Here is a 20,318-nt window from a genome sequence, read left to right as displayed (position 1 = left end):
ATACTCACTGGAGAAGAGGTAATTATTGAATCATAGCTAATGTTGTTTGAAGTAATTGATTAGCAGTTGTTACAACTTTAGTATTCGCACCATAGGCCTGCTGTGCGACAATAAGTCTTGTGAGGTCTTTAGTTAGATCTGTTGTTGACCCCTCTAGAGAAGATGTAACGAGCTGCCCTGCTCCATTAGTATTAACTGCTTTTATTGAGGCTGAGCCTGAATTTTCTGTTGCTGTGTAAGCTTGTCCGTTTTGTAAAGCGAGGGCATTAGGATCTGAGAAGGTAGCCAGAGGTATTTTTGCAAATTGTTGTGAAAGGCCATTATCAAAATTAGCAGTAACATCTCCATTGGATTGCATCGAAATACCGATAAATTGACCGCTCGTGATGCTATCGCTGGATGATGAAATAGTATGAGAGAAGGCGTTATTCCCTACGGCTAAACTGGCACCTGTCGTGCTACCAATCATGCCGAGGTTAATTGCTATATTCTGCGGAGATCCTTGATAATTAAAGGTTCCCTCCGATCCTGCAGATTGGTTTTGTCCATTAACAGAGGCTAAAGATCCATCGCTGTTAAACTGTAAAGTTGTAAAATTAGATGGATTAGAAGCATTACTCACCGTCCATGAGAGTGGATTTTGTGAAGACTGTTTCCAGTTTAAGGCAACTTGATGAGGCTGTCCGGCACTATCGTAAACAGTGGTTTGAGATGTATTGCTTGCTCCTGTGGTGTTGGTACTGCCAATGGGAGAAGAAATAGAAACGGTTGTTGTTTGGGTAGGCTTAAATGGAATATTTAAAGGAATTTGAATAGGAGCAAGGTTAGATTGCAACACTCCATTACTATCATTTTGATACCCTTCCAGATAGTATCCGGACGAGTTAACTAAAAATCCTTTATTATTTTGGGTAAAATCGCCATTCCGAGTATAAAATTGTGAAGTTGGGTTTGACCCTGCCTGCATACTGGGCTGCGCGACATTGAAAAAGCCATTTCCCGAAATCGCTAATGCTAAGCTGTCTGATGAAGAGACAACCATTCCTTGATTGTCGTTATGTTGTTGTGTTGAAGCGATGACATCATCACTTGTATTTTGCCCAGACGTTGATTGGGAATTATTCGTGACATAGTTTTCAAAACTTGTTGTTGTTGCCTTATATCCTACAGTCTGACTATTTGCTATGTTATTCGATAAGTCACTAAAGGCATGTGATTGAGCGTTTAAACCACTGACGGCCGTATTGAGCGAGTTAAATATGGACATTAGAGGAATCCTGACATTTCGTTAAGGAGCGACGTTTAAAAGTATGTTTTTTGAGGATTCCATAAGCTAGGTTAATAAATTCCTTATAATCGTTTGATTTTTGATTAATTATCCTAACGTATTCGAAGAATATGCTTTCTTTGATGAAAGATGAGATAAAAGATTAAGGTATGCAAAAATCATCGGAAAATTCAGAGAAGCCAGAAATTCCAGATGAGTCTATAAAGCCGGCGCGGTTTGTGCATGGTAGTATTATGAGGCATGTCATAACGATGGCAGGTATGGGCGCCATTGGTTTAATGGCTGTTTTTGCTGTCGATTTATTGAATTATTTTTATATATCATATTTGCATAACCCTGCCTTAACGGCTGCAATCGCTTTTTCTGCATCAATTAATTATGTGCAAATAGCAATTTCGATTGGGATGACGATTGGGCTAGGTGCCTGTACAGGACGTCTGATTGGTGCAAGGCAGCATGCAAAGGCGCGTCGGTTAGGGTCGGCTTTTATTATTGTGATGGTTAGTCTGGCTGGTTTAGTTGGAATAACAACGGCTATTTTTTCACGAAAAATTTTAGCTCTTCTTGGTGCACAAGGGGAGGCTTTACAAAATGCGGTATATTTTTTCTCAATTATATCGCCCGCCTTACCTTTGATGTGTTTAGGAATGGCCTTATCAGCTCTTTTAAGAGCTGTAGGTGATGCAAAGCGAGCTATGCGAGTTACGCTAACTGGTGCTTTTGTTTCAGCAACGCTTGATCCGATTATGATTTTTTTGTTGCATTTAGGGCTTGAAGGGGCTGCAATAAGTACTGTTCTTGCCCGTTGTGCAGTGGTGACGAGTGGATTTCTGAATTTAAAAGGGCATAGAATGTTGGAGTGGCCTCAAAAAGAGGATTTCATTCCGTCTATAAAATATATTGGTCGAATAGCATTGCCTGCGATAGCAACCAATTTGGCGACCCCTGTCGGGGGATTATTTGTCACACATGCCATGGCTCAATTTGGGCTTAATGCGGTTTCTGGACAGGCAACGATAGATCGTATTGTCCCTGTTGCATTTGCTTTGGTTTTTGCTCTTACAGGATCTGTTGGTCCTATTATGGCTCAAAACCTTGGAGCACACCAGTTTGACCGTGTAAAAGAAACGTTGATGGCTGCCTTAAAATTAACTGGCTTATGTGTTGGAATAACTTGGCTAGTGTTAGCCGCAGGACAAAATATAATTGTAAGTTTGTTTAATATTCATGGTGAAGGCGTTGGGATAGTAAAGATTTTTTGTTCTTGGCTTGTTATGAGTTACATGTTTGTCGGTTTATTATTTGTATCAAATACAGCGTTTAATAATTTAGGCCACCCTTTTTATTCAACAGGCTTTAATTGGGGGCGTGCAACATTAGGAACGATACCATTTGTTTGGATTGGGCATTATTATGGTCCTATCGGGGTTTTGGTTGGACAAGCTCTTGGTGTTGTTCTGTTTGGGACATTAGCCGCATTAACGGCTTTCCGTGTCATAAAAAAGCTTGGGCCCCATAGTTGTAATTGGTAATGGCATAAGGGCCATTACCCAATGTGTAATTTTAAGAGGTGCTATCACGTTAACTTATGACGGTTGTGATATAAGCGCTTTTTGGGTTAATGCATGCAGGGAGAGAGGCTGCGCTCTTCCATTGAGCGAAGGCTTGTATGCGATGACTGTGTCGTATGAGAGCGTTGGTGTTAAGCCGTGTCTGTAAGATTTCATCAAGGATATAGCCGTCCTGATCGACGGCACACGGCATAGCCAGTGCGCCTTGCCACCGATGACGATCCTTACCTCGTCGAGATGCCATATATTCCCAGACTTGGCGGTTTTGTGCTTTAAGCGACGAGCATAAGTTGCGCCGAATTTCAGGATCCAGAGACGAATGGTCTCATACGACACCATAATCCCACGTTCGAGCAGCATTTCCTCAATCAAGCGAAAGCTTAAAGGAAACGAAAATACAGCCACACCGCATGGGCTACCAGCTCACGCGGAAAACGATGCCGTTTGTAACTTACTGGAGACGCAGTCATGCATACCGTCTAACACGACAGAGTTAACGAGACAGCACCTTCGGGTCGGCGATAGGAACAATCAATCGTCTCGCCGTTTTTATCGAGCGCCAAATAGAGATACGCCCTTTTCTCTTTGACCTTGATATTAGGTCTCATCCACCCGCCAGCTACGGGAAAAGGACGGACGTTTCCAATACCCCCAAAGCCGCTTTTCCATCTCAGGCGCATAGCGCTGAACCCAACAGTAGATCGTTAGTGATCAACGTGGACACCGCGCTCACAGAGCATCGTTTCAAGGTCGCGATAGCTGATCCCATAACAGCAATACCAACGCACCGCCCATAAGATCACTTCACCACGAAAATGACGATCCTTGAAATCACTCATCTGCCAAGCCCTACGCTAACACCGGCAGCGGTTTCCAACAGGGGCATCAAGATGATACCTAAAATTTTTAAAAGGACCAAAATAAATATATTGCCTTGTGAAATTAAATTTGAAATAAACTCATTTACTAAAATGAAGGAAGTAGTGCTTATTTATTTATAATAAATTTCAAAACTTTTGGATTTATTGTTTTAAATTAAATAACACTTTGAAAAAATTGATTAAAGAGGCTATATGAGCACAGTACCACACGAAGATAGCGAAATCTTTATTATGACGCTTCAGCAATTTAACGTATTGCTCGCTGAGGATCACAAGGCAATGTGCCCAACGAATCTAGCTTCTTTACGTTCTCAGATCCCAACCTCGAAATCTCCTTCAAAGATGGCTGATAATTGGGTTAGTGATTGGGATCGTCGCCCACCAAATCCTTTTGCTGTTATAGATAGTGCTAATTCATATTTAAAAGATAATTACTATATTGATATGTTTGGTTTACATGATGCCTATAACAATGGAAGAAGCGCTATTAAACAAATTACTATTCTAGGAATAAAAGGGTCTGCTTATCTTAAAATAAGCCGCTCAGGGAAAGAGATAGTAGTGTTTAAAGGTCGCCCTGGATTGCGGGCGAAACTCTCAGGGACAACATATTTAAAAGAAAATCCAATCATTAAAGAAATGGGCCTAGTGGTTGGAAAAGCAGAAATGTTAAAAGAAGCGGGTAAAGGAACGAAAATAGCAATAGTTTGTGTGGTAGCTTGGGACATTGTACATGAATGTCTTCAAGATAAATTTGATATGACCCGCTTAGAGGTTACAATTTTAAGCGATGTAGTTCAGGCTTTGGCTGCGACGGCAATTGGAACAGTGGTAGGGCTGGTTGTTGGAAGTGCTATGCCTGTGGTGGCCACCTTTTGCGTAGTAGCCGGGGTATCCTTAATTGCTAGTATGGGTATTACTGCTTTAGATAATAGCTATCATTTAACAGATAAAGCTATTGCTCTTGCAAAACAAATAGAAGGTACATACATTGATAATGCGATTACGGTTACAGAACAGGCCATTAAATCTACAGGAGAGGCGTTTGAGTCTGTAGGAAAAGATATGACGAAATATTATGCAAAAAATATTAAAGAATATGCACATAGTATTGGATCTGAATGTAAAAGTTTGATTTCTTATCCAGGTGTGTATTTCTCCTACTAGGATGAGGCCATGAAAAAAATAAAGGGATGGGTTTTATTTACAACGCCAAGGCCTAGTGTCTTTAAAGTAATTATGGCAATAAGCGTTCTTTCTTTGTTTTCTATTTTATCAATTTTGATAAATAAATACCTAACAATTCCAGATTTGTTAAAATTGGATGGAAAAAATAATTTTGTAAAAGAATCTAGTGTAGAAACTGGATTATTAGGAGGATATGGTTTTGTTTTTTTGGATTTAGCTATGATTATAGCGGTAATTAGAAATAATAAAAAATCACAGCCTGTGGAAAGTTTCCTTTTTATTTTTTCTATTCTTTGGATGATAGTCTTTCCAGTTTTGCATTCTCCTTTACTTATACTGTGGGCTCACCTTCATCATTACTCCATTGATCATTATGAAGCTGCTCATAGAGGGGGGTGGTATATCTTTAAGCTTGATGGGAAGCTGTAGACCAAGACGGTTATATCCTTGATGAAATCTTACAGACACGGCGCAATACTAAAGCTGCTCAGCGTTTACTGACGGTGCTGTTACATCAAGTTTTTTGGTTTGAGTGTGTGTGGATTTGAGTGACTTTATGCTGTGAGAGAAGTTGCAGTATTCCACTGAGCTAAGGCTTGGATACGATGACTGTGTCGTATGAGAGCATAGACGTTAGCGGCTTTGGTATTGCGCCGTGTCTGTAAGATTTCATCAAGGATATAGCCGTCTTGGTCTACAGCACGTCATAGCCAATGAGGCTTTCCTTTACTTACGATCCTCACTTCGTCGAGATGCCATACATCTCCAGGTTTGGCGACTTTGCGTTTTAAACGACGTGCATAAGCCATACCAAATTTCAGGCTGCAGCCGACGGATCGTTACAAATGACACCACAATCCCACGTTCGAGCCATTTCTTCAATCAAGCGAAAGCTCAATGGAAAACGGAAATACAGCCACACTGCGTGCGCAATTAACTCACGTGGAAAGCGATGCCATTTGTAACGTACTGTGGGCTTGTTCATCCGCGCCGTTTAACACGGTGAACTGAACGTGCCAGCACCCTTTAAGGCGCTGGATTAGAATAAACCTGATGGATTGCGTTTATTTTCTCTTCTAGTTCGGGGGTTATTTTTACAGAACTTGCTCCTAAAATGACCTTTAATTGTTCAATACTCGTCGCTCCAATGATATTTGATGTAACAAACGGACGAGACGTTACAAAAGCAATAGCAAGTTGGACAGGGTCAATATTTTCTGCGAGCGCAAGTTGGTGATATGCTTTAATTGCCTCATCCACGCTGGGCTTTTGGTAGCGTTGTCCACGATCAAATAAGGTGGTTCGAGCCCCTGCAGGGCGAGCGCCATTCAAGTACTTCCCAGTCAGATAGCCTTGAGCGAGAGGTGAATAGGCCAATAATCCAACCTTTTCACGAAGAGACATTTCCGCAAGCCCGATCTCAAAGGTGCGGTTGATAAGATTATAAGCGTTTTGGATTGAAACTACTCGAGGAAGATTTTTTGTTTTGGAGTTCTCTAAAAACTGCGATGTTCCCCACGCTGTTTCATTTGATAATCCAACATGGCGTATTTTTCCTTCTTGAACAAGGTCGCCTAAGGCGCCTAAAGTTTCTTCAATAGGAACCTCGTTTTTATCATGTGGAATATCATAAAAGGTGGTTCCACCTTCCCCAAATAAGCCAATATTTCGATCCGGCCAATGAAGCTGGTAAAGGTCAATATAATCAGTCTGTAGTCGTTTTAGGGAGTTTTCTAGAGCATAACGAATCTGAGAAGGTGTTAGACGAGCTTCTTCCCCATTTGGACGAAACCAAGGAGATTTGCTCCTTCCAACAACCTTACTTGCGATAATTAGCTTGTCACGATTGCCGCGTTTTTTTAGCCAAGAGCCGATAATCGTTTCTGTTGAACCATAGGTTTCCGCTTTTGGGGGAATAGAATAAAGCTCAGCGGTATCAATAAAGTTGATACCATGATCAAGAGCAAAATCCAGTTGCTCATGCCCTTCAGCTTCTGTGTTTTGTTGGCCGAAAGTCATGGTACCTAAGCAGATTTCACTGACTAAGATATCTGTGAGACCCAGTGGACGCTTTTTCATTAACGAAATCCTGAAACGTAATAAGATTTAATAATCAAATTAGTTATGTCAGGGGAGAAAAGAAACAGCAATTAAGCAATAATTAACTGCTGAAAATACAAAAAATACGGGAGATAGAATGGTGCCCAAGGGCGGGATCGAACCACCGACACTGCGATTTTCAGTCGCATGCTCTACCAACTGAGCTACTTGGGCACATCTCAAAGAAGGCGTATAACCTGCTGTTGTGAGAAGCGTTTAGCTTATATTAAAAGAATGATCAACCCTATCTTTCGTTATAATCTTCAGTTTCTTCTTCATTATCCTGTCTGAATGAAGGGACACGGTAATTTCCATTAAACCACCGACCGAGGTCAACATTGGCGCAATGTTGGGAGCAGAAAGGTCGAAACTTTGGTTCGGTCTGTTGATGGCAAATCGGGCATCGAGAATTCATGATAGCCTCCATTCTGTTGGAGCAGCATTCGGATTTATAGCAAGCTCAATAGGGCTTGCACGACGCGAGATAAAGTCTTTTAGTGCAAGCGGATCGTTTTCTAGGGCTGTAATAAGAGGAATAGAAGCTGTTAACTTTGTTCCAGAACGATTTTCTCGAAGAATGTGTCGTAAGATATTAAGTGCTTGCCCGTGAGGCGAAGTTAAAAGTTCATGAAGAGGCGGGCGTTTTCGTGGACGGGTTATTTCAAGAAGACCAGAGGGCGTTACTCCTAAAACGTTTGGTTTAAGAGGGTCATCTTTCATGGCGTCTTGTAAAAAACTTACAAGAGCTGAGCGTTTACGTGTTTTGACACCAGCAGGATCAATTAAGAGTGTACCAGACAAATTTCTTAAAGCTATTTGGCGTGACAGCGGCGCAAAGGAAGAAACATTACTTTTAAAATCTGGGTTTTTATGGCTGTCGAGATCGATGGCAACAAGAGCGGGTGTTGGGAAAATACTGGCTGTCATTAAGCCTAGGTCAACCGTATTTGACCCGAGCTCATCAAATTCAGTCTCAATGGTTGAATCGAAAGCATTAAGACAAGTTTTTATACGAGGTCTGAGATGTAAAGGAAGTCGGGCTGCTATGGCCGCATCATCAACAAAAATAGTTGCGTCTTGAAAACGGTTTGCCACCTCTTCAAGAGGAGACATTCCATGCTGAATTAAGGCTGGTTCATGAAAAGATGAAGGTGGATCTTCAGCAGGCCTAAGGCGTAACCCCTTTCCATTCTGAGCTGATCGAGTAACGCGAGCACTAACAAGGGCCCCTTCTGTCATAAGCTTTCGTGAAGATAGAAAGCCACTTTGCCCATTAAAAAGTGTGACAAAGGCACCCCCTAAGGCTGGTGCTATCGTTTGGATCCGGACAATATGCCAATCATCAAATCCATCTGGCTGCCCTAGGCGCCAAAGCCCTGCATAGAGAAAAGTGTCATTCTCAATTGCAGCAATGCGTAATTCGCCTGGGGAGCAAGCAGCACGAATCTCAATCACACGGTCCACGTTGTTTGATGTCGAGGTTGAGAGCGAAGAAGTTGAGCTGTTTCAAAGAGAGGCAGTCCAACAACAGCAGAGTAACTGCCCCCAATTTGCCTAATATGTGAGGCAGCAGCGCCTTGTATAGCATAACCACCAGCCTTCCCTTCCCAATCACCCAAAGCAATTAAATGGTCAATTTGTTGATGGGTAAGGCGATTGAACGTGACGGCTGTTTCAACAACTCGTTCGTTGGAAAGACCATCAGGCCACGCTGAGGTAGGGCATAGAAAGACAGACGTAATAACTTTGTGTTTTCGACCGGATAAAAGACGCAAACACGCACGAGCCGTTTCTTCGTTCTCAGCTTTTGGAAGAATACGACGGCCCAATGAAACAACGGTATCTGCACCGATGATCAATGCTTTGCGATGTGCCTGCGTCTGAGCAATTGCTTCTGCTTTTGCTTTGGCAAGACGTCGTGCCAATTCACGAGGGAGTTCACCGGGGCGCGGCTCCTCATCCAGATCTGCGCTGATGATATGATCAGGAGTAATGCCAATTTGCTTCAAAAGAGTAAGCCGTCGCGGAGAAGCAGAAGCTAAAATGAGCTCGGGGCGATCCATTGGCTCTACATCAGAAAGCGAAGACTGGGAGGGTGCCATGAGGCGTCTTATTTGAAGCGGAATGTAATCCGGCCTTTGGTTAGGTCGTAAGGTGTCATTTCAACGTTAACGCGGTCACCTGCTAAAACACGAATACGGTTTTTGCGCATTTTCCCACTCGTGTGGGCAAGAATGGTGTGTTCGTTATCCAGAGTAACACGAAACATGGCGTTAGGGAGAAGTTCGGTAACAGTACCAGTAAATTCGATGAGGTCTTCTTTTGACATAGAAATCCTTGCTTCAAAGACGGATAATAAGACTCAATTTATAACATAGGCCCCGGCGAGAGCCAGAAAACAGTTCAGCTATGTGCGGATTCTTATGGCAAACGTCAAGCTATTGAACGGTCTTTGTTTCTCAAAAAGCTCCAAAAAGCAAGTATGAGAGACCAAGATGGTAGTCTTATTGGAGGGAAAAGACGATCATCTTGGTTATTTTTAATTATCAAGCCGTAGTGAGAGACTAAGCGCATGTGCGTCTAATCCCTCAGCTTTTGCCAAAGAGACACCTGCTGGGCCAATAGCTTTTAAGCCATTGCGGTTAGTCTCGATGCTTGTTGTTCTTTTGATAAAGTCAAACACAGAAAGCCCAGAAGCAAAGCGGGCTGTACGGCTCGTTGGTAGAACGTGGTTCGGGCCACCAACATAATCGCCTAAGGCTTCAGGGCAATAACGGCCCATAAAAATCGCACCAGCGTGACGAATATTCTCACTGAAGAGGCGTGGCTCATCAAGAAGAATTTCTAGATGTTCAGGTGCAAGTTGATTGACGATATCAGCTGCTTCATCAAGGTTTTTAACAACAATAATCGCTCCATGATTTTCCCAGCTTTGGGAGGCAATTTTGCTGCGAGGGAGAGTTTTTAATTCGTTCAGAACGGCATTTCCAACAGCCTCCGCGAAGGCCGAGTGTGTTGTAATAAGAATAGATTGTGCCTGTTCGTCATGTTCAGCCTGAGCCAGAAGATCAATAGCGACAAGGCGTGGGTCGTTATTTTCATCTGCTACAACGACGACCTCAGATGGCCCAGCGATGCTATCAATGCCGACATGACCAAAAACCTGTCTTTTTGCTTCGGCGACAAATGCATTGCCTGGCCCAACAATGCGATCAACCGGAGCAATCTGATGAGTGCCATAAGCCATAGCTCCGACGGCTTGCGCTCCCCCAACGCGATATATTTCATCCACACCACATAAATGTGCAGCGGCTAAGACGAGCGGGTTTAAGACACCATCAGGTGTTGGAACGCACATTGCGATCCGCTTAACACCAGCGACTTTTGCTGGCAGAGCATTCATGAGCACAGAGGAAGGATAAGCGGCTTTCCCTCCCGGAACGTAAAGGCCAACAGCATCAAGAGCTGTCCAGCGCATTCCCAGACGAATTCCTTGATCGTCTGTAAAATCGATATCTTGAGGTATTTGAGCTTTATGAAATGCCTCGATACGCTTGGCTGCAAGTTTAAGAGCATCCATTAACTCAGAAGAGACACGGGCCGCTTCTGAGCGGATTTCTTCCGCGCTAATACGTAACTGTTCAGGGGTAAGCGTTAGTCGATCAAAGCGCGCTGTATAATCACAAAGGGCTACATCGCCTCTTGTCCTTACATCGTCCAGAATGTTTCGGACGGGTTCTACAACGCGCCGCTCATCATTTCCTCTGTTGGCAAGGAGTGAGGCGAATTGTGTTTTGAAGTGAGAGTCGGAAGTAGATAATCGTTTCATAAGGAAATGTTTTCCTCAGATAAAGATGCTCGAAAGCGTTCAATTAATGCGCTGATTTCTTCTGAACGTGTTTTTAAAGCGACACGATTGACGATGAGACGACTGGTGATTTCAGCAATGGTTTCCGTTTCCATCAAGCCATTGGCCCGGAGTGTTGAACCTGTATCGACAAGATCAACAATGACGCTGGCAAGATCTAAAGTTGGTGCAAGTTCCATGGCACCATGAAGATGGACGATCTCAGCATTAATGGCCTGAGAGGCGAAGTGCTTCCGGGCGATGGTTGGGTATTTTGTGGCAACTCGTATTCTGGATTGTGCTTTTGCCGGGTCTTCTTTTTCATCTTTGGGGCGTGCGACAGAAATACGACATGCACCAATTCCAAGGTCTAACGGAGCGTAAATATCAGGATAGTCAAACTCCATAAGGACATCGGCACCACAGACTCCAATATGTGCGCCTCCATAGGCCACAAAGGTTGCCACATCGAAGGAACGAACACGAACTACATCTAAGTTGGGGTGGGATGTTTTAAATCTTAGCCGACGGCTGCTTTCATCAAGACAGTCAGGATCTGGTTCTATTCCTGTGCGCTTTAGAACAGGAATGAGCGCTTTAAGAATACGACCTTTCGGAAGGGCAAGAATGAGAGGAGATGATGTATTATCCATATCATTCTGAGGCGCTGTCATGACGGTATTGATCCTTGCTGTCCGCAATCATAGGCGTGAATAGAATTGCATATCATGAAGAGATGATCCTCCCAAATGTCTAATTTGGAAAGAACGAAGAAAGGGATTTACTTTTTAAAGGAATCTATAAAATGGAAGAGGTTTTTTTGCCGTGCAGTCGACAAACGAGCCGCGGTTAGTATGGATTTGGCTTGGGATATGGCTGTATCAAGGTCTGAATTAATGACCGTGTGGTCAAATTCATGCCAGTGAGAAATTTCATCGAATGCAGCTTGCATACGTTTTGCGATTTCGGCTTGGTCGTCAGAGTTTCTGTTGCATAAGCGGCGCTCTAGCTCTTCGATGGAAGGGGGTAAAACAAATATACTGACGACGTCGGATGGAAGCGCTTTTTTTAATAAGCGATGGCCTTGCCAGTCGATATCGAAGACCATGTCATAGCCTTGGGTCAACGCTTCTTCTACCGGAGCGCGTGGCGTACCATATCCACGCCCAAAAACTTCGGCCCACTCTAGAAGCTCCCCATTGTTTGCCATCGTGCGAAACGCTTCCATGCTTCGGAAGTGATAATGAACACCGTCCACTTCACCGGGGCGAGGGTTACGTGTTGTTACAGAAATAGAGTTTTTTAGAGCAGGTTCAGATGCTCGCAGAGCATTGGCGATTGTAGATTTTCCTGCGCCCGAAGGAGCAGAAATAACCAGACAGACACCACGTCGGGATGGGTGTAGCATGCTGAAGAGCTCCTTTTATAAAACACAGTTAAGTGTTTTATAAAAAAAGACTTGAAATCTAACAATAAGAAAGCACACAATAACTGTAACTTTGGAAGAGGAATACCTCATCCAGTTTTATGAGTAGGAGGCTGTTATGGCTTGGAACACACCTAAGGTTACAGAAATCCCTCTAGGGGCTGAAATTAACTCTTATGTCTGCGGTGAAAAGAAGTAATCTTCTTTTTATGGTAGAAGAAGAAACGGCCGCCTTGTTTAGGGCGGCCGTTTTTCGTGGTAGAATACATAAAGTGGTTTTGAGATAAATGATTGATGTTATTGTGTTGGGATCTGCCGCTGGTGGTGGCTTTCCGCAGTGGAACTCAGCCGCGGCGGGTTGTTTAGCCGCTCGTTCTGGACGAGGAGCGCATGCCCGGACACAAGCATCAGTTGCGATTAGCGGAGATGGTGGAAAAAGGTGGTTCATTTTAAATGCTGCTCCTGATTTGCGGCAGCAGATTCTTCAAACCCCGGCCTTACACCATACCGGGAGTTTGCGAGGGACACCTATTCAGAGTGTTATTTTAACGAATGGTGAAATTGATGCCATTACAGGGCTTCTGACATTACGTGAGCGTGAGCCGTTTACGTTAATGGGTAGCGATTCGACATTGGCTCAATTAGCGGAAAATCCAATATTTACGGCCGTAAATCCAGAGATTGTTCCGCGTGTTGCATTAAAGTTAAATGAGACTATTGCCTTAAAACATAAAGATGGCAGTGATTCTGGCTTAAAAATGGAAGCTTTTGCTGTTCCTGGCAAAGCACCTCTGTATGCTGAGGCTGAAGGATCAAACCCAGACGAAACTTTAGGTCTTTCATTCACAGATGGGACAAAAACGGTTTTATTTGTTCCGGGATGTGCTGAAATAAAGCCAGACTTGGTCGAGCGTGCCAGAGAGGCAGATTTGCTGTTCTTTGATGGCACGCTCTGGCAGGATGATGAAATGATTCGCGCTGGGCTAAGTCCGAAAACAGGCCAGCGCATGGGGCATGTTTCTGTTCATGATGCAGATGGCCCAATGATGAAGTTTGCGGACTGCAAAAAACCGCGTAAAGTCTTGATACATATCAACAACTCTAACCCCATTTTGCTGGAGGAAAGTCCGGAGCGAAAAACTGTCGAGAAGGCGGGTTGGGTCGTATCTGAAGATGGAATGAGTTTTAATTTAGGGTAAAGTATATGACGCTTCTAACACCAGATCAGCTTGAAGAACGTTTGCGCCAGATTGGTGCCGAACGGTATCATAATCGGCATCCATTCCATCGGAAATTGCATGATGGTCTTTTAACGAAGCAGCAAGTTCAAGCGTGGGCATTAAATCGATATTATTATCAGGCTTCAATTCCAGCCAAAGATGCAACTCTCCTTGCCCGATTACCGACAACAGACCTGCGCCGTGAATGGCGCCGGCGGATTGAAGATCATGACGGAACAGGCCCCGGCACAGGAGGTGTTGAGCGTTGGTTGGTTTTAACAGATGGCTTGGGGCTTGATCGGGATTATGTGCAGAGCACAGAGGGGTTGTTGCCCGGAACACGCTTTGCGGTAGATGCATATGTACATTTTGTAAGAGACCGCTCCATTTTGGCAGCGATTGCTTCTTCTTTAACAGAATTATTTTCACCCAAGATCATTAGTGAGCGTGTTTCTGGAATGCTGCGCCACTATGATTTTATTTCGGAAGAAACATTGGCTTATTTTACGCCACGTTTGACACAGGCCCCAAGAGATTCTGACTTTGCCTTAGCTTACGTGCGTGAGCATGCTCGCACACCAGAACAACAACAGGAAGTCTTAAGCGCATTGGAGTTTAAGTGCTCAGTGCTTTGGTCGATGTTGGATGCTCTTGATTACGCGTATGTGGATGGAAAAATTCCACCCGGTGCGTTTGTTCCATGAGTCTATCAAGCAAGAGTATTTTAAAGTTCAAGCGCGGTCATCGGTTACAACATGATCGTGTGCGTGATATTTGGTTGATACAAGCGCCAGAAAAAGCCTTTATTGTGGAAGGGGCTGCTCCTCATATTCTTCACCTTATTGATGGAGAAAGGGATATAGAGAGCATCGTCAAGAAATTATCGGAAGATTTCTCTGCCCCTTCAGATGTCATTTCCCGTGATGTTTATGCCCTTTTGTCAGACTTAGCAGAAAAAGGGGTTTTATACGCATGACAGGTCATATCCAGCCTCCTATGAGCCTTTTGGCTGAATTGACTCACAGGTGTCCCCTGTCCTGCCCTTATTGCTCTAATCCGCTTGAGTTAGACAAAAAAGCAATGGAGTTGAGCAAAGAGGAATGGATATCTGTTTTAAAACAGGCGGCGGATATGGGGGTTCTGCAAGTGCATTTTTCTGGTGGAGAGCCTATGGCTCGACCAGACTTACCTGAGTTGATCTCCGTAGCGCGGAAGTTAAACTTATATACGAATTTGATCACATCTGGTGTTTTTCTTGATGAGAGAAAATTAAAAATATTGGATGAAGCAGGGTTAGATCATATTCAGCTGTCTTTCCAAGATGTGACTGTTGAAGGCGCAGAAAGGATTGGCGGATTAAAAGGAGCTCAAGCAAAGAAGCTTGAAGCCGCTCGTTTAATAAAGGCTTCAGGCATTCCTCTGACATTGAATTTTGTTATTCAGAGAGAGAATATAGAACGCATTCCTCAAATGTTTGACTTGGCAGCGGAGTTAAACGCTGGGCGTGTGGAAATCGCGCATACTCAATATTACGGTTGGGGCCTCAAAAATCGGGATAAACTTCTTCCGACCCGCGCACAGTTGGAGCAGGCAACGCAGAGCGTTGAGCTTGAGCGTAAAAAGAACAGGTTCCAAATTGATTATGTAACACCTGATTATTATGCAGATGTTCCTAAACCATGCATGGGTGGTTGGGGGCAAAAATTTGTTAACATAACGCCAGCGGGGAAAGTTCTACCGTGTCATGCGGCTGAAATAATACCGGATGTTACATTTCCCAATGTGAAAGATCAGAGCCTGGCGTCCATCTGGAATGAGTCAGAGCTCTTTAATATGTTCCGTGGCACAGATTGGATGCCTGAGGCTTGCCGATCATGCGAACGTAAGGAAATAGATTGGGGTGGATGTCGCTGTCAGGCACTTGCTCTTACAGGGTCGGCCAAAAATATGGACCCTGTGTGTGTTCAGTCGCCTTTTCATAACGTGGTAGAAAAAGCGACTGAAGAACAGGGCGATAGAGAGTTAATTTACCGTCGTTTTTAAGAAAACTGCGGGATTAAGAAACATTCCGCAAAAAGGCGATGCTTTCGACACAAGCTGCCGCAGCTTCTCGACCTTTATTCTCAGCATCTGTGCGTGAGCGCTTTATGGCTTGTTCTTCTGTATAGGTTGTTAAAATACCAAAAGAAATGGGAGTTTCAGTAGCTAATTGCGCCTGCATGATCCCCATCGTTGCTCCTAAAGAAATAAATTCAAAATGAGCGGTATCCCCTTTAATAACGCATCCTAAACAAATGACACCTTCATATGTGCTTGTTTTAGCAAGCTTTTGAGCAAGAAGAGGAAGCTCAAATGCGCCCGGCGCATCATAAACATCAACGTCTGTAATATGACGTTCTTCTAGCCATTCAATCGCACCTGATTTGAGGCCATTGGTAATATCTGTGTTAAACCGACTGACAATGATTGCGACCTTCGGTGTAGGAGAAAGTTTGAGGTCTGGGGAAACAGCAATATGTTTGCTCATGATGATTGTTCCTGAAGAAAGTGCCCCATGCGGGTGCGTTTTGTTGAAAGATAGGCGCGGTTAAATGGGTTAGCTTCGATTTCCAATTGTTCGCGGGACTGAACGTCAAACCCATATTGAATAAGGTGTGTTTCCTTATCAGGATTATTGGTGAGTAAGCGTAAAGAGGAAACACCAAGCTGCTTTAGGAAGTCAGCCGCTGAAGACCAATCCCGTGCATCAGCCGGCAACCCGAGTGCCTCATTGGCTTCAACGGTATCGAGCCCTTGGTCCTGAAGCTCATAGGCGCGGATCTTGTTAGCAAGGCCTATCCCTCGTCCTTCATGCCCGCGGACATAAAGCAGAACACCAGACTCTGAAGCTGAAATCCGCTCAAGTGCTTCTCGGAGTTGTGCTCCACAATCACAGCGCAGGGATCCTAAAGCATCCCCTGTGACACATTCAGAGTGTAAGCGAACGAGAGGGACACCTTTTGTTGGATCTCCTTTAATGAGGGCCACATGTTCAACGCCGTCTGCTGCACGGAAGGCTTTGATTTTAAGGTCATGCCCACCAAAAATACTGGGCAGGGCAGAGGCCGCAACAACCTCACCTGCAATAGGTGCTGTTGGATTGGTGGTCTGTTCTTCAGACACAGGATTTCGTCCGTGCTCTTGGCACCATTCTTGCAGGTCAGCAATACTAATCAGCGGGAGATTATGTTTTGCCGCATAGCGTTTCAATTCTGGCAAACGCATCATGCTGCCATCATCAGCCATAATCTCACAAATCACACCAGCGGGCTCTAACCCTGCCAATCGAGCGATATCAACAGCACCTTCGGTATGACCGTTTCGTTTTAAAACCCCTTCTGGATGCGCCCGTAAAGGGAACATATGCCCAGGAGAAATAATATCATCCGATGTTGCAGCAGGGTTGGCCGCAACAAGAATGGTATGAGCGCGATCAGCGGCTGATATCCCTGTTGTTACGCCAGTAGCGGCCTCAATAGAAACGGTGAAAGCAGTCTTTCTTGGGTCTTGGTTCTGATGAACCATCGGCTGAAGGCCCAGGCGCTTTATTTGTGCGTCTTCCAAGGAAAGGCAAATCAACCCCCGCCCTTCACGCGCCATGAAGTTGATTGTTTGTGGTGTGGCATATTGCGCGGCCATCACCAAATCCCCTTCATTCTCCCTGTTTTCATCATCGACCATGACAATTATTCGGCCATTACGAATAGCATCAATCGCCGCTTTTAGAGCAGGCTTCATGGTGTAGCCTTTCCTAAGTTGGGAGAGAACCGCAAAAGGTTTTCAACATATTTAGAAAAAACATCCACTTCGACACTGATCCGATCCCCAACAGAAAGCGTAGAAAGATTGGTGTGCTCCCATGTGTGTGGAATAATGGTCAGACCAACTTCAAAACCTGCTTGGTTATGATAGGTCACGCCTTCATGTAGCGCGTTAACGGTGAGACTGATGCCATCAAAGGTAATCGATCCTTTTTCGACCACATATTGCCTGAGGCTTTGTGGAACAAAAACACGGAGTGCATAAGAATCTCCCTCACGCTCAGCATATATAAGGGTCGCGACATTATCGACGTGCCCTTGCACGATATGCCCAGAAAGGCGGGTATTTGCTGATACTGCGCGTTCCAGATTGATGCGAGACCCCGCTTTGAGTTGTTCTAACGGAGTGCGGGAAAGAGTCTCTCCACTGAGGTGGAAGGTCGCCACTCCATCAGGGGTACAGCTCTCAACCGTTAGGCAGACACCATTGACGGCAACACTTTCGCCCAGTTCCAAATCAGGAAATTGGGTTTCAAGGGTCAAATCCATAGCTTTGTCACGAAGGGAGGCTGTTTTAACCGTTCCCAATTTTTCTATAATACCTGAGAACATAGCGTTTCCCTTAAGAGTCTAAGTGGACTTTCCCCACGTGAATTGAGTTGAATAAAATCATGAGCGCCACGTTTTTCGATTGTGAGCCAGTCATCCCATAGATCTGCATCTTGGAATGTTTTCAAAAGGGAAGGACCAGCTTCAACCATCGCCCAGTTGACGCCGCGTTGTGCCAGTTCTGCCGGAGCCTTAATGATATCTTTGGTAATGATCACCTCGAAGCCGGCTTGCTCGACTTCTTTTTGCCAATCAAGGGGCGTGCGTCCATGCCGATCGGCTACAACCAGAAGTCTTGGCTTGCGGTTTAGGTGCTCTTTCACATGACGAACTGTAAAACGAGGCCTATCCGCTAAAACCGTACCGATCCCTGTAATGATGGCATCAGTTGCGCGTCGAAGGGTGTGGGCAAGTGTTAAGGAGCTTTGAGATGTAAAGGTTTTATGCCCTTTTGGTGGGATCATAGACCTATTTTCATCAAGAGCTTGCTTTACACTGATCCAAGGGCGTTGCTTTAGAACACGATGTGAAAAAGGTGCGATCAGGGCTTGGCAATCTTTTGAGAGATCTTCCATTTCTGGAAAATCTTTCAAAAAGAAGACAGAGCGGCCATTGGGCTCTTCCGCTAGCCGTTTTGCTCCGCCTGCGGCTTGAGGGTTAAGATCCGGAGCGCCGATCCAGACGTGTTTTACAGGGCTGTTTCGAAGGGCTTCACTACAAGGAGGCGTACGTCCTGAGTGATTGCATGGCTCTAACGTAACAAGAGCCGTATGCGCCTTATGAAGCAGACCGTCTTTCTCAGCTTGGGAGAGCGCCATGATTTCAGCATGAGGTTCTCCTGCTTTTGGATGTGCTCCAACAGCAAGAATATTCCCGGCCTTATCGAGTAAAGTACAGCCAACGGAAGGATTAGGTGCTGTTGCTCCTAATGTATCTGTTGCTTTGTTGATCGCTGCACGAAACCCATGACGGATCATATCAATATTGATATTTTCAGAAAGGGAAGAATGTTCAAACACAGCTGCGATCTCTAAACCTATAGTATAAGATATTCGCAGGGCACGTACTTGAGCTTTCCCTTTGCTAAAGATCAGAATACACAAACGTACTCTTCACCTTACAAAAGGGAAGTCTTGTCCTCTCACATCCGGACTATAACCGTCGGCTCCGGAATCACACCGGATCTGCTTGACCCTTTTATCATGAAAGACAAAAGGCGCTCGCGGGCTTAGATAAAACGTATCCTTACCGCCGGTGGGGAGTTTCACCCCGCCCCGAGAACATATTTAAAATGAATATGGGGGTGTTTAGCCTAGAAAGGCAAGGGGTAAAAAAGAAAAGCCTTAGCAATAGAGACAAAAAAAGCCAAAGAGAGCTATCTCTTTGGCTTTTTCAACTCTACTAATTTTAAAAAATTAGAGGTTTTTGTGGATAGCTGCTTTTGTATCATCAGCGCCACGAGAAACGCCATGACCAGCTGAGCTTACGTCTTTGCCTGCACCGCTGATAGTGTTGCAAGCAGAAAGAGCTGCAGATGCACCAGCAAGAAGTGTTAGGGAAAGAGCAACGCGAACGATTGATTTCTTCATGATGAAAAACTCCTATGTTAAAGAGCGTGTAAACTTGACATTATAGAAGGAAGACAGAAAAAAAGTCTAACCTTAAATGCGGTCAAAAAATTGTTACAGAGTGAATTATAGTAAAATTACCACACCACACCGCAATCAATAATAGCCTATCATTGAAAGTTATCCCTCTCAAAAGAAGAGTAGCTTTCATGAGAGGGATAAGTTCGTATTAGAGGCCGCCGTTAAGAAGGTTAGAAACATCCCCACGCGCTTTATTGCCAAGGTCGTTTAAGCGTTGTTGCTGTTGCTGTGGTGCATTTTGCAGTTGTTGCAGACGTGAATTCTGTTGGTCACGGAATTGGTTGAGTTTATCGCGCTGGGCATTAAGCTGTGACTGTTTTTCGTCGCGCAATTTATTAATTTTATTTAATTGCTGATCGCGCATATCCGTTAATTTTTTGGTTTGTTGGTCACGCATAGAGTTGAGCTTATTTTGTTGCTCGTCAATCTGCTTTTGAATGCGTGCTTTTTGTCTTTCTGGGGCATTGGCATATTTGTCTTTAAGAGCTTGGATTTTCTCTTGCCGAGCTTTCTGAGCTTCTGCAGACTTGTTTTGATAGTTTTGAAGCTTCTGATTCATCCGGTCTTCTTTTTGAGCAAGCTTCCCGATGAGATCATTCTGATCAGCATTTTGTGGTATTGGTGCTGGAGAACTGGTTTGTGCAAAAGAAACCGCAGGAACAGAACTCGCTAAAAGACCAAGAGCAAGAAGAGAATGAATGGAAAGACGGATTTTCATGAAGTCTCCTGTTCAATGAAG

The 20,318-nt window shown here is 44.3% G+C and carries 23 protein-coding genes, 1 tRNA gene, 4 pseudogenes and 1 riboswitch; of the genes and pseudogenes, 9 read left to right on the top strand and 19 right to left on the bottom strand.

Going from position 1 to position 20,318, the window contains the following annotated elements:
- Positions 1-22: 22 nt before the first annotated feature.
- Positions 23-1,267 (bottom strand): flagellar hook protein FlgE, encoded by a 1,245-nt coding sequence (gene flgE, locus E3D00_RS04355; protein WP_141460272.1) that lies wholly within the window; start codon positions 1,265-1,267, stop codon positions 23-25.
- A 239-nt stretch (positions 1,268-1,506) separates the two neighbouring features.
- Here flgE and E3D00_RS04350 point away from each other — a divergent pair, with 239 nt between their 5' ends.
- Positions 1,507-2,820 (top strand): MATE family efflux transporter, encoded by a 1,314-nt coding sequence (locus E3D00_RS04350; RefSeq protein WP_141462370.1) that lies wholly within the window; start codon positions 1,507-1,509, stop codon positions 2,818-2,820.
- A gap of 151 nt (positions 2,821-2,971) precedes the next feature.
- Here the strand turns inward: E3D00_RS04350 and E3D00_RS10620 are convergent.
- Together E3D00_RS10620 and E3D00_RS10615 are read right to left on the bottom strand one after the other, a co-directional pair.
- Positions 2,972-3,293: pseudogene (locus E3D00_RS10620) on the bottom strand (IS6 family transposase); the annotation flags it as partial.
- A gap of 96 nt (positions 3,294-3,389) precedes the next feature.
- Positions 3,390-3,698, bottom strand: a pseudogene (locus tag E3D00_RS10615) (IS6 family transposase); the annotation flags it as partial.
- Positions 3,699-3,932: 234 nt separating this feature from the next.
- On the opposite strand from E3D00_RS10615, the gene E3D00_RS04335 reads away from it, so the two are divergent.
- The 3 genes and pseudogenes from E3D00_RS04335 to E3D00_RS04325 form a co-directional block, all read left to right on the top strand.
- Entirely contained in the window at positions 3,933-4,907 is a 975-nt protein-coding gene (locus E3D00_RS04335; protein WP_141460270.1) for a hypothetical protein, read from the top strand.
- A gap of 9 nt (positions 4,908-4,916) precedes the next feature.
- Positions 4,917-5,357, top strand: a complete 441-nt coding sequence (locus E3D00_RS04330) for a hypothetical protein (RefSeq protein WP_141460268.1) — start codon at positions 4,917-4,919, stop codon at positions 5,355-5,357.
- Positions 5,345-5,440, top strand: a pseudogene (locus E3D00_RS04325) (IS6 family transposase); the annotation flags it as partial. The gene E3D00_RS04330 and the pseudogene E3D00_RS04325, both read left to right, overlap by 13 nt.
- A 123-nt stretch (positions 5,441-5,563) precedes the next feature.
- Here the strand turns inward: E3D00_RS04325 and E3D00_RS10610 are convergent.
- From E3D00_RS10610 to gmk, 10 genes and pseudogenes are all read right to left on the bottom strand, one after another.
- Positions 5,564-5,974: pseudogene (locus tag E3D00_RS10610) on the bottom strand (IS6 family transposase); the annotation flags it as partial.
- Positions 5,955-7,007, bottom strand: coding sequence for an aldo/keto reductase (locus E3D00_RS04315; RefSeq protein WP_141460266.1), 1,053 nt, complete (start codon positions 7,005-7,007; stop codon positions 5,955-5,957). The pseudogene E3D00_RS10610 and the gene E3D00_RS04315, both read right to left, overlap by 20 nt.
- A 119-nt stretch (positions 7,008-7,126) precedes the next feature.
- A tRNA-Phe gene (locus E3D00_RS04310) sits at positions 7,127-7,202 on the bottom strand.
- Between the two features lie 70 nt (positions 7,203-7,272).
- Positions 7,273-7,443, bottom strand: coding sequence for a DNA gyrase inhibitor YacG (locus tag E3D00_RS04305; protein WP_141460264.1), 171 nt, complete (start codon positions 7,441-7,443; stop codon positions 7,273-7,275).
- Positions 7,440-8,483, bottom strand: a complete 1,044-nt coding sequence (locus E3D00_RS04300) for a ribonuclease E/G (protein ID WP_141460262.1) — start codon at positions 8,481-8,483, stop codon at positions 7,440-7,442. Before E3D00_RS04300 ends, E3D00_RS04305 begins: the two co-directional genes overlap by 4 nt.
- Positions 8,480-9,130, bottom strand: coding sequence for a Maf family protein (locus E3D00_RS04295; protein WP_141460260.1), 651 nt, complete (start codon positions 9,128-9,130; stop codon positions 8,480-8,482). Before E3D00_RS04295 ends, E3D00_RS04300 begins: the two co-directional genes overlap by 4 nt.
- Before the next feature lie 8 nt (positions 9,131-9,138).
- Positions 9,139-9,357, bottom strand: coding sequence for a translation initiation factor IF-1 (gene infA / locus E3D00_RS04290; RefSeq protein ID WP_008852017.1), 219 nt, complete (start codon positions 9,355-9,357; stop codon positions 9,139-9,141).
- A 210-nt stretch (positions 9,358-9,567) separates the two neighbouring features.
- Positions 9,568-10,857: a histidinol dehydrogenase gene (hisD, locus tag E3D00_RS04285; RefSeq protein ID WP_141460258.1), complete on the bottom strand. Its 1,290-nt coding sequence runs from the start codon at positions 10,855-10,857 to the stop codon at positions 9,568-9,570.
- Entirely contained in the window at positions 10,854-11,549 is a 696-nt protein-coding gene (hisG, locus tag E3D00_RS04280; RefSeq protein WP_141460256.1) for an ATP phosphoribosyltransferase, read from the bottom strand. Before hisG ends, hisD begins: the two co-directional genes overlap by 4 nt.
- A gap of 107 nt (positions 11,550-11,656) precedes the next feature.
- Complete coding sequence (gmk, locus tag E3D00_RS04275; protein ID WP_141460254.1) at positions 11,657-12,283, bottom strand: guanylate kinase; 627 nt, start codon at positions 12,281-12,283, stop codon at positions 11,657-11,659.
- Positions 12,284-12,419: 136 nt separating this feature from the next.
- On the opposite strand from gmk, the gene pqqA reads away from it, so the two are divergent.
- The 5 genes from pqqA to pqqE all read left to right on the top strand — a co-directional run bounded on the left by pqqA (position 12,420) and on the right by pqqE (position 15,564).
- The gene (pqqA, locus tag E3D00_RS04270) at positions 12,420-12,500 is read left to right on the top strand and encodes a pyrroloquinoline quinone precursor peptide PqqA (protein WP_010502998.1); all 81 of its coding nucleotides are present in this window, start codon (positions 12,420-12,422) and stop codon (positions 12,498-12,500) included.
- Positions 12,501-12,588: 88 nt separating this feature from the next.
- Entirely contained in the window at positions 12,589-13,500 is a 912-nt protein-coding gene (gene pqqB, locus E3D00_RS04265; protein ID WP_141460252.1) for a pyrroloquinoline quinone biosynthesis protein PqqB, read from the top strand.
- A 5-nt stretch (positions 13,501-13,505) separates the two neighbouring features.
- On the top strand, positions 13,506-14,225 hold the full coding sequence (gene pqqC, locus E3D00_RS04260) for a pyrroloquinoline-quinone synthase PqqC (RefSeq protein ID WP_141460250.1): 720 nt from the start codon (positions 13,506-13,508) through the stop codon (positions 14,223-14,225).
- On the top strand, positions 14,222-14,497 hold the full coding sequence (gene pqqD, locus E3D00_RS04255) for a pyrroloquinoline quinone biosynthesis peptide chaperone PqqD (RefSeq protein WP_141460248.1): 276 nt from the start codon (positions 14,222-14,224) through the stop codon (positions 14,495-14,497). Before pqqC ends, pqqD begins: the two co-directional genes overlap by 4 nt.
- Positions 14,494-15,564, top strand: coding sequence for a pyrroloquinoline quinone biosynthesis protein PqqE (pqqE, locus tag E3D00_RS04250; protein ID WP_141460246.1), 1,071 nt, complete (start codon positions 14,494-14,496; stop codon positions 15,562-15,564). The genes pqqD and pqqE overlap by 4 nt, the downstream gene beginning before the upstream one ends.
- Before the next feature lie 13 nt (positions 15,565-15,577).
- Here the strand turns inward: pqqE and ribH are convergent, their stop codons facing one another.
- The 6 genes from ribH to E3D00_RS04220 all read right to left on the bottom strand — a co-directional run bounded on the left by ribH (position 15,578) and on the right by E3D00_RS04220 (position 20,297).
- Positions 15,578-16,048 (bottom strand): 6,7-dimethyl-8-ribityllumazine synthase, encoded by a 471-nt coding sequence (gene ribH, locus E3D00_RS04245; protein WP_141460244.1) that lies wholly within the window; start codon positions 16,046-16,048, stop codon positions 15,578-15,580.
- Complete coding sequence (gene ribB, locus E3D00_RS04240; protein WP_141460242.1) at positions 16,045-17,298, bottom strand: 3,4-dihydroxy-2-butanone-4-phosphate synthase; 1,254 nt, start codon at positions 17,296-17,298, stop codon at positions 16,045-16,047. The genes ribH and ribB overlap by 4 nt, the downstream gene beginning before the upstream one ends.
- Positions 17,295-17,933 (bottom strand): riboflavin synthase, encoded by a 639-nt coding sequence (locus tag E3D00_RS04235; protein ID WP_141460240.1) that lies wholly within the window; start codon positions 17,931-17,933, stop codon positions 17,295-17,297. The genes ribB and E3D00_RS04235 overlap by 4 nt, the downstream gene beginning before the upstream one ends.
- Entirely contained in the window at positions 17,915-18,907 is a 993-nt protein-coding gene (gene ribD, locus E3D00_RS04230; protein WP_141462369.1) for a bifunctional diaminohydroxyphosphoribosylaminopyrimidine deaminase/5-amino-6-(5-phosphoribosylamino)uracil reductase RibD, read from the bottom strand. Before ribD ends, E3D00_RS04235 begins: the two co-directional genes overlap by 19 nt.
- 154 nt (positions 18,908-19,061) lie before the next feature.
- A riboswitch (FMN riboswitch) is annotated at positions 19,062-19,216 on the bottom strand.
- A gap of 129 nt (positions 19,217-19,345) precedes the next feature.
- Positions 19,346-19,519 (bottom strand): entericidin A/B family lipoprotein, encoded by a 174-nt coding sequence (locus E3D00_RS04225; protein ID WP_181441996.1) that lies wholly within the window; start codon positions 19,517-19,519, stop codon positions 19,346-19,348.
- Positions 19,520-19,727: 208 nt separating this feature from the next.
- Entirely contained in the window at positions 19,728-20,297 is a 570-nt protein-coding gene (locus E3D00_RS04220; protein WP_181441995.1) for a hypothetical protein, read from the bottom strand.
- Positions 20,298-20,318 lie beyond the last annotated feature (21 nt).

Origin of the sequence: Swingsia samuiensis, from assembly GCF_006542355.1 — a bacterium.
Taxonomy (GTDB): domain Bacteria; phylum Pseudomonadota; class Alphaproteobacteria; order Acetobacterales; family Acetobacteraceae; genus Gluconobacter; species Gluconobacter samuiensis.
Note: the sequence above shows the minus strand (reverse complement) of the source record. Positions and strands in the feature narration are given on the sequence as shown.

What these genes read in the sequence shown, in the direction of transcription:
- E3D00_RS04220 (WP_181441995.1), bottom strand. Translation starts at nt 20,297, where the DNA reads ATGAAAATCCGTCTTTCCATTCATTCTCTTCTTGCTCTTGGTCTTTTA.
- hisD (WP_141460258.1), bottom strand. Translation starts at nt 10,857, where the DNA reads ATGAAACGATTATCTACTTCCGACTCTCACTTCAAAACACAATTCGCC.
- pqqB (WP_141460252.1), top strand. Translation starts at nt 12,589, where the DNA reads ATGATTGATGTTATTGTGTTGGGATCTGCCGCTGGTGGTGGCTTTCCG.
- ribD (WP_141462369.1), bottom strand. Translation starts at nt 18,907, where the DNA reads ATGATCCGTCATGGGTTTCGTGCAGCGATCAACAAAGCAACAGATACA.
- E3D00_RS04225 (WP_181441996.1), bottom strand. Translation starts at nt 19,519, where the DNA reads ATGAAGAAATCAATCGTTCGCGTTGCTCTTTCCCTAACACTTCTTGCT.
- hisG (WP_141460256.1), bottom strand. Translation starts at nt 11,549, where the DNA reads ATGACAGCGCCTCAGAATGATATGGATAATACATCATCTCCTCTCATT.
- E3D00_RS04335 (WP_141460270.1), top strand. Translation starts at nt 3,933, where the DNA reads ATGAGCACAGTACCACACGAAGATAGCGAAATCTTTATTATGACGCTT.
- flgE (WP_141460272.1), bottom strand. Translation starts at nt 1,267, where the DNA reads ATGTCCATATTTAACTCGCTCAATACGGCCGTCAGTGGTTTAAACGCT.
- pqqA (WP_010502998.1), top strand. Translation starts at nt 12,420, where the DNA reads ATGGCTTGGAACACACCTAAGGTTACAGAAATCCCTCTAGGGGCTGAA.
- gmk (WP_141460254.1), bottom strand. Translation starts at nt 12,283, where the DNA reads ATGCTACACCCATCCCGACGTGGTGTCTGTCTGGTTATTTCTGCTCCT.
- pqqE (WP_141460246.1), top strand. Translation starts at nt 14,494, where the DNA reads ATGACAGGTCATATCCAGCCTCCTATGAGCCTTTTGGCTGAATTGACT.
- pqqC (WP_141460250.1), top strand. Translation starts at nt 13,506, where the DNA reads ATGACGCTTCTAACACCAGATCAGCTTGAAGAACGTTTGCGCCAGATT.
- E3D00_RS04295 (WP_141460260.1), bottom strand. Translation starts at nt 9,130, where the DNA reads ATGGCACCCTCCCAGTCTTCGCTTTCTGATGTAGAGCCAATGGATCGC.
- ribH (WP_141460244.1), bottom strand. Translation starts at nt 16,048, where the DNA reads ATGAGCAAACATATTGCTGTTTCCCCAGACCTCAAACTTTCTCCTACA.
- E3D00_RS04305 (WP_141460264.1), bottom strand. Translation starts at nt 7,443, where the DNA reads ATGAATTCTCGATGCCCGATTTGCCATCAACAGACCGAACCAAAGTTT.
- E3D00_RS04330 (WP_141460268.1), top strand. Translation starts at nt 4,917, where the DNA reads ATGAAAAAAATAAAGGGATGGGTTTTATTTACAACGCCAAGGCCTAGT.
- E3D00_RS04235 (WP_141460240.1), bottom strand. Translation starts at nt 17,933, where the DNA reads ATGTTCTCAGGTATTATAGAAAAATTGGGAACGGTTAAAACAGCCTCC.
- ribB (WP_141460242.1), bottom strand. Translation starts at nt 17,298, where the DNA reads ATGAAGCCTGCTCTAAAAGCGGCGATTGATGCTATTCGTAATGGCCGA.
- pqqD (WP_141460248.1), top strand. Translation starts at nt 14,222, where the DNA reads ATGAGTCTATCAAGCAAGAGTATTTTAAAGTTCAAGCGCGGTCATCGG.
- E3D00_RS04315 (WP_141460266.1), bottom strand. Translation starts at nt 7,007, where the DNA reads ATGAAAAAGCGTCCACTGGGTCTCACAGATATCTTAGTCAGTGAAATC.
- infA (WP_008852017.1), bottom strand. Translation starts at nt 9,357, where the DNA reads ATGTCAAAAGAAGACCTCATCGAATTTACTGGTACTGTTACCGAACTT.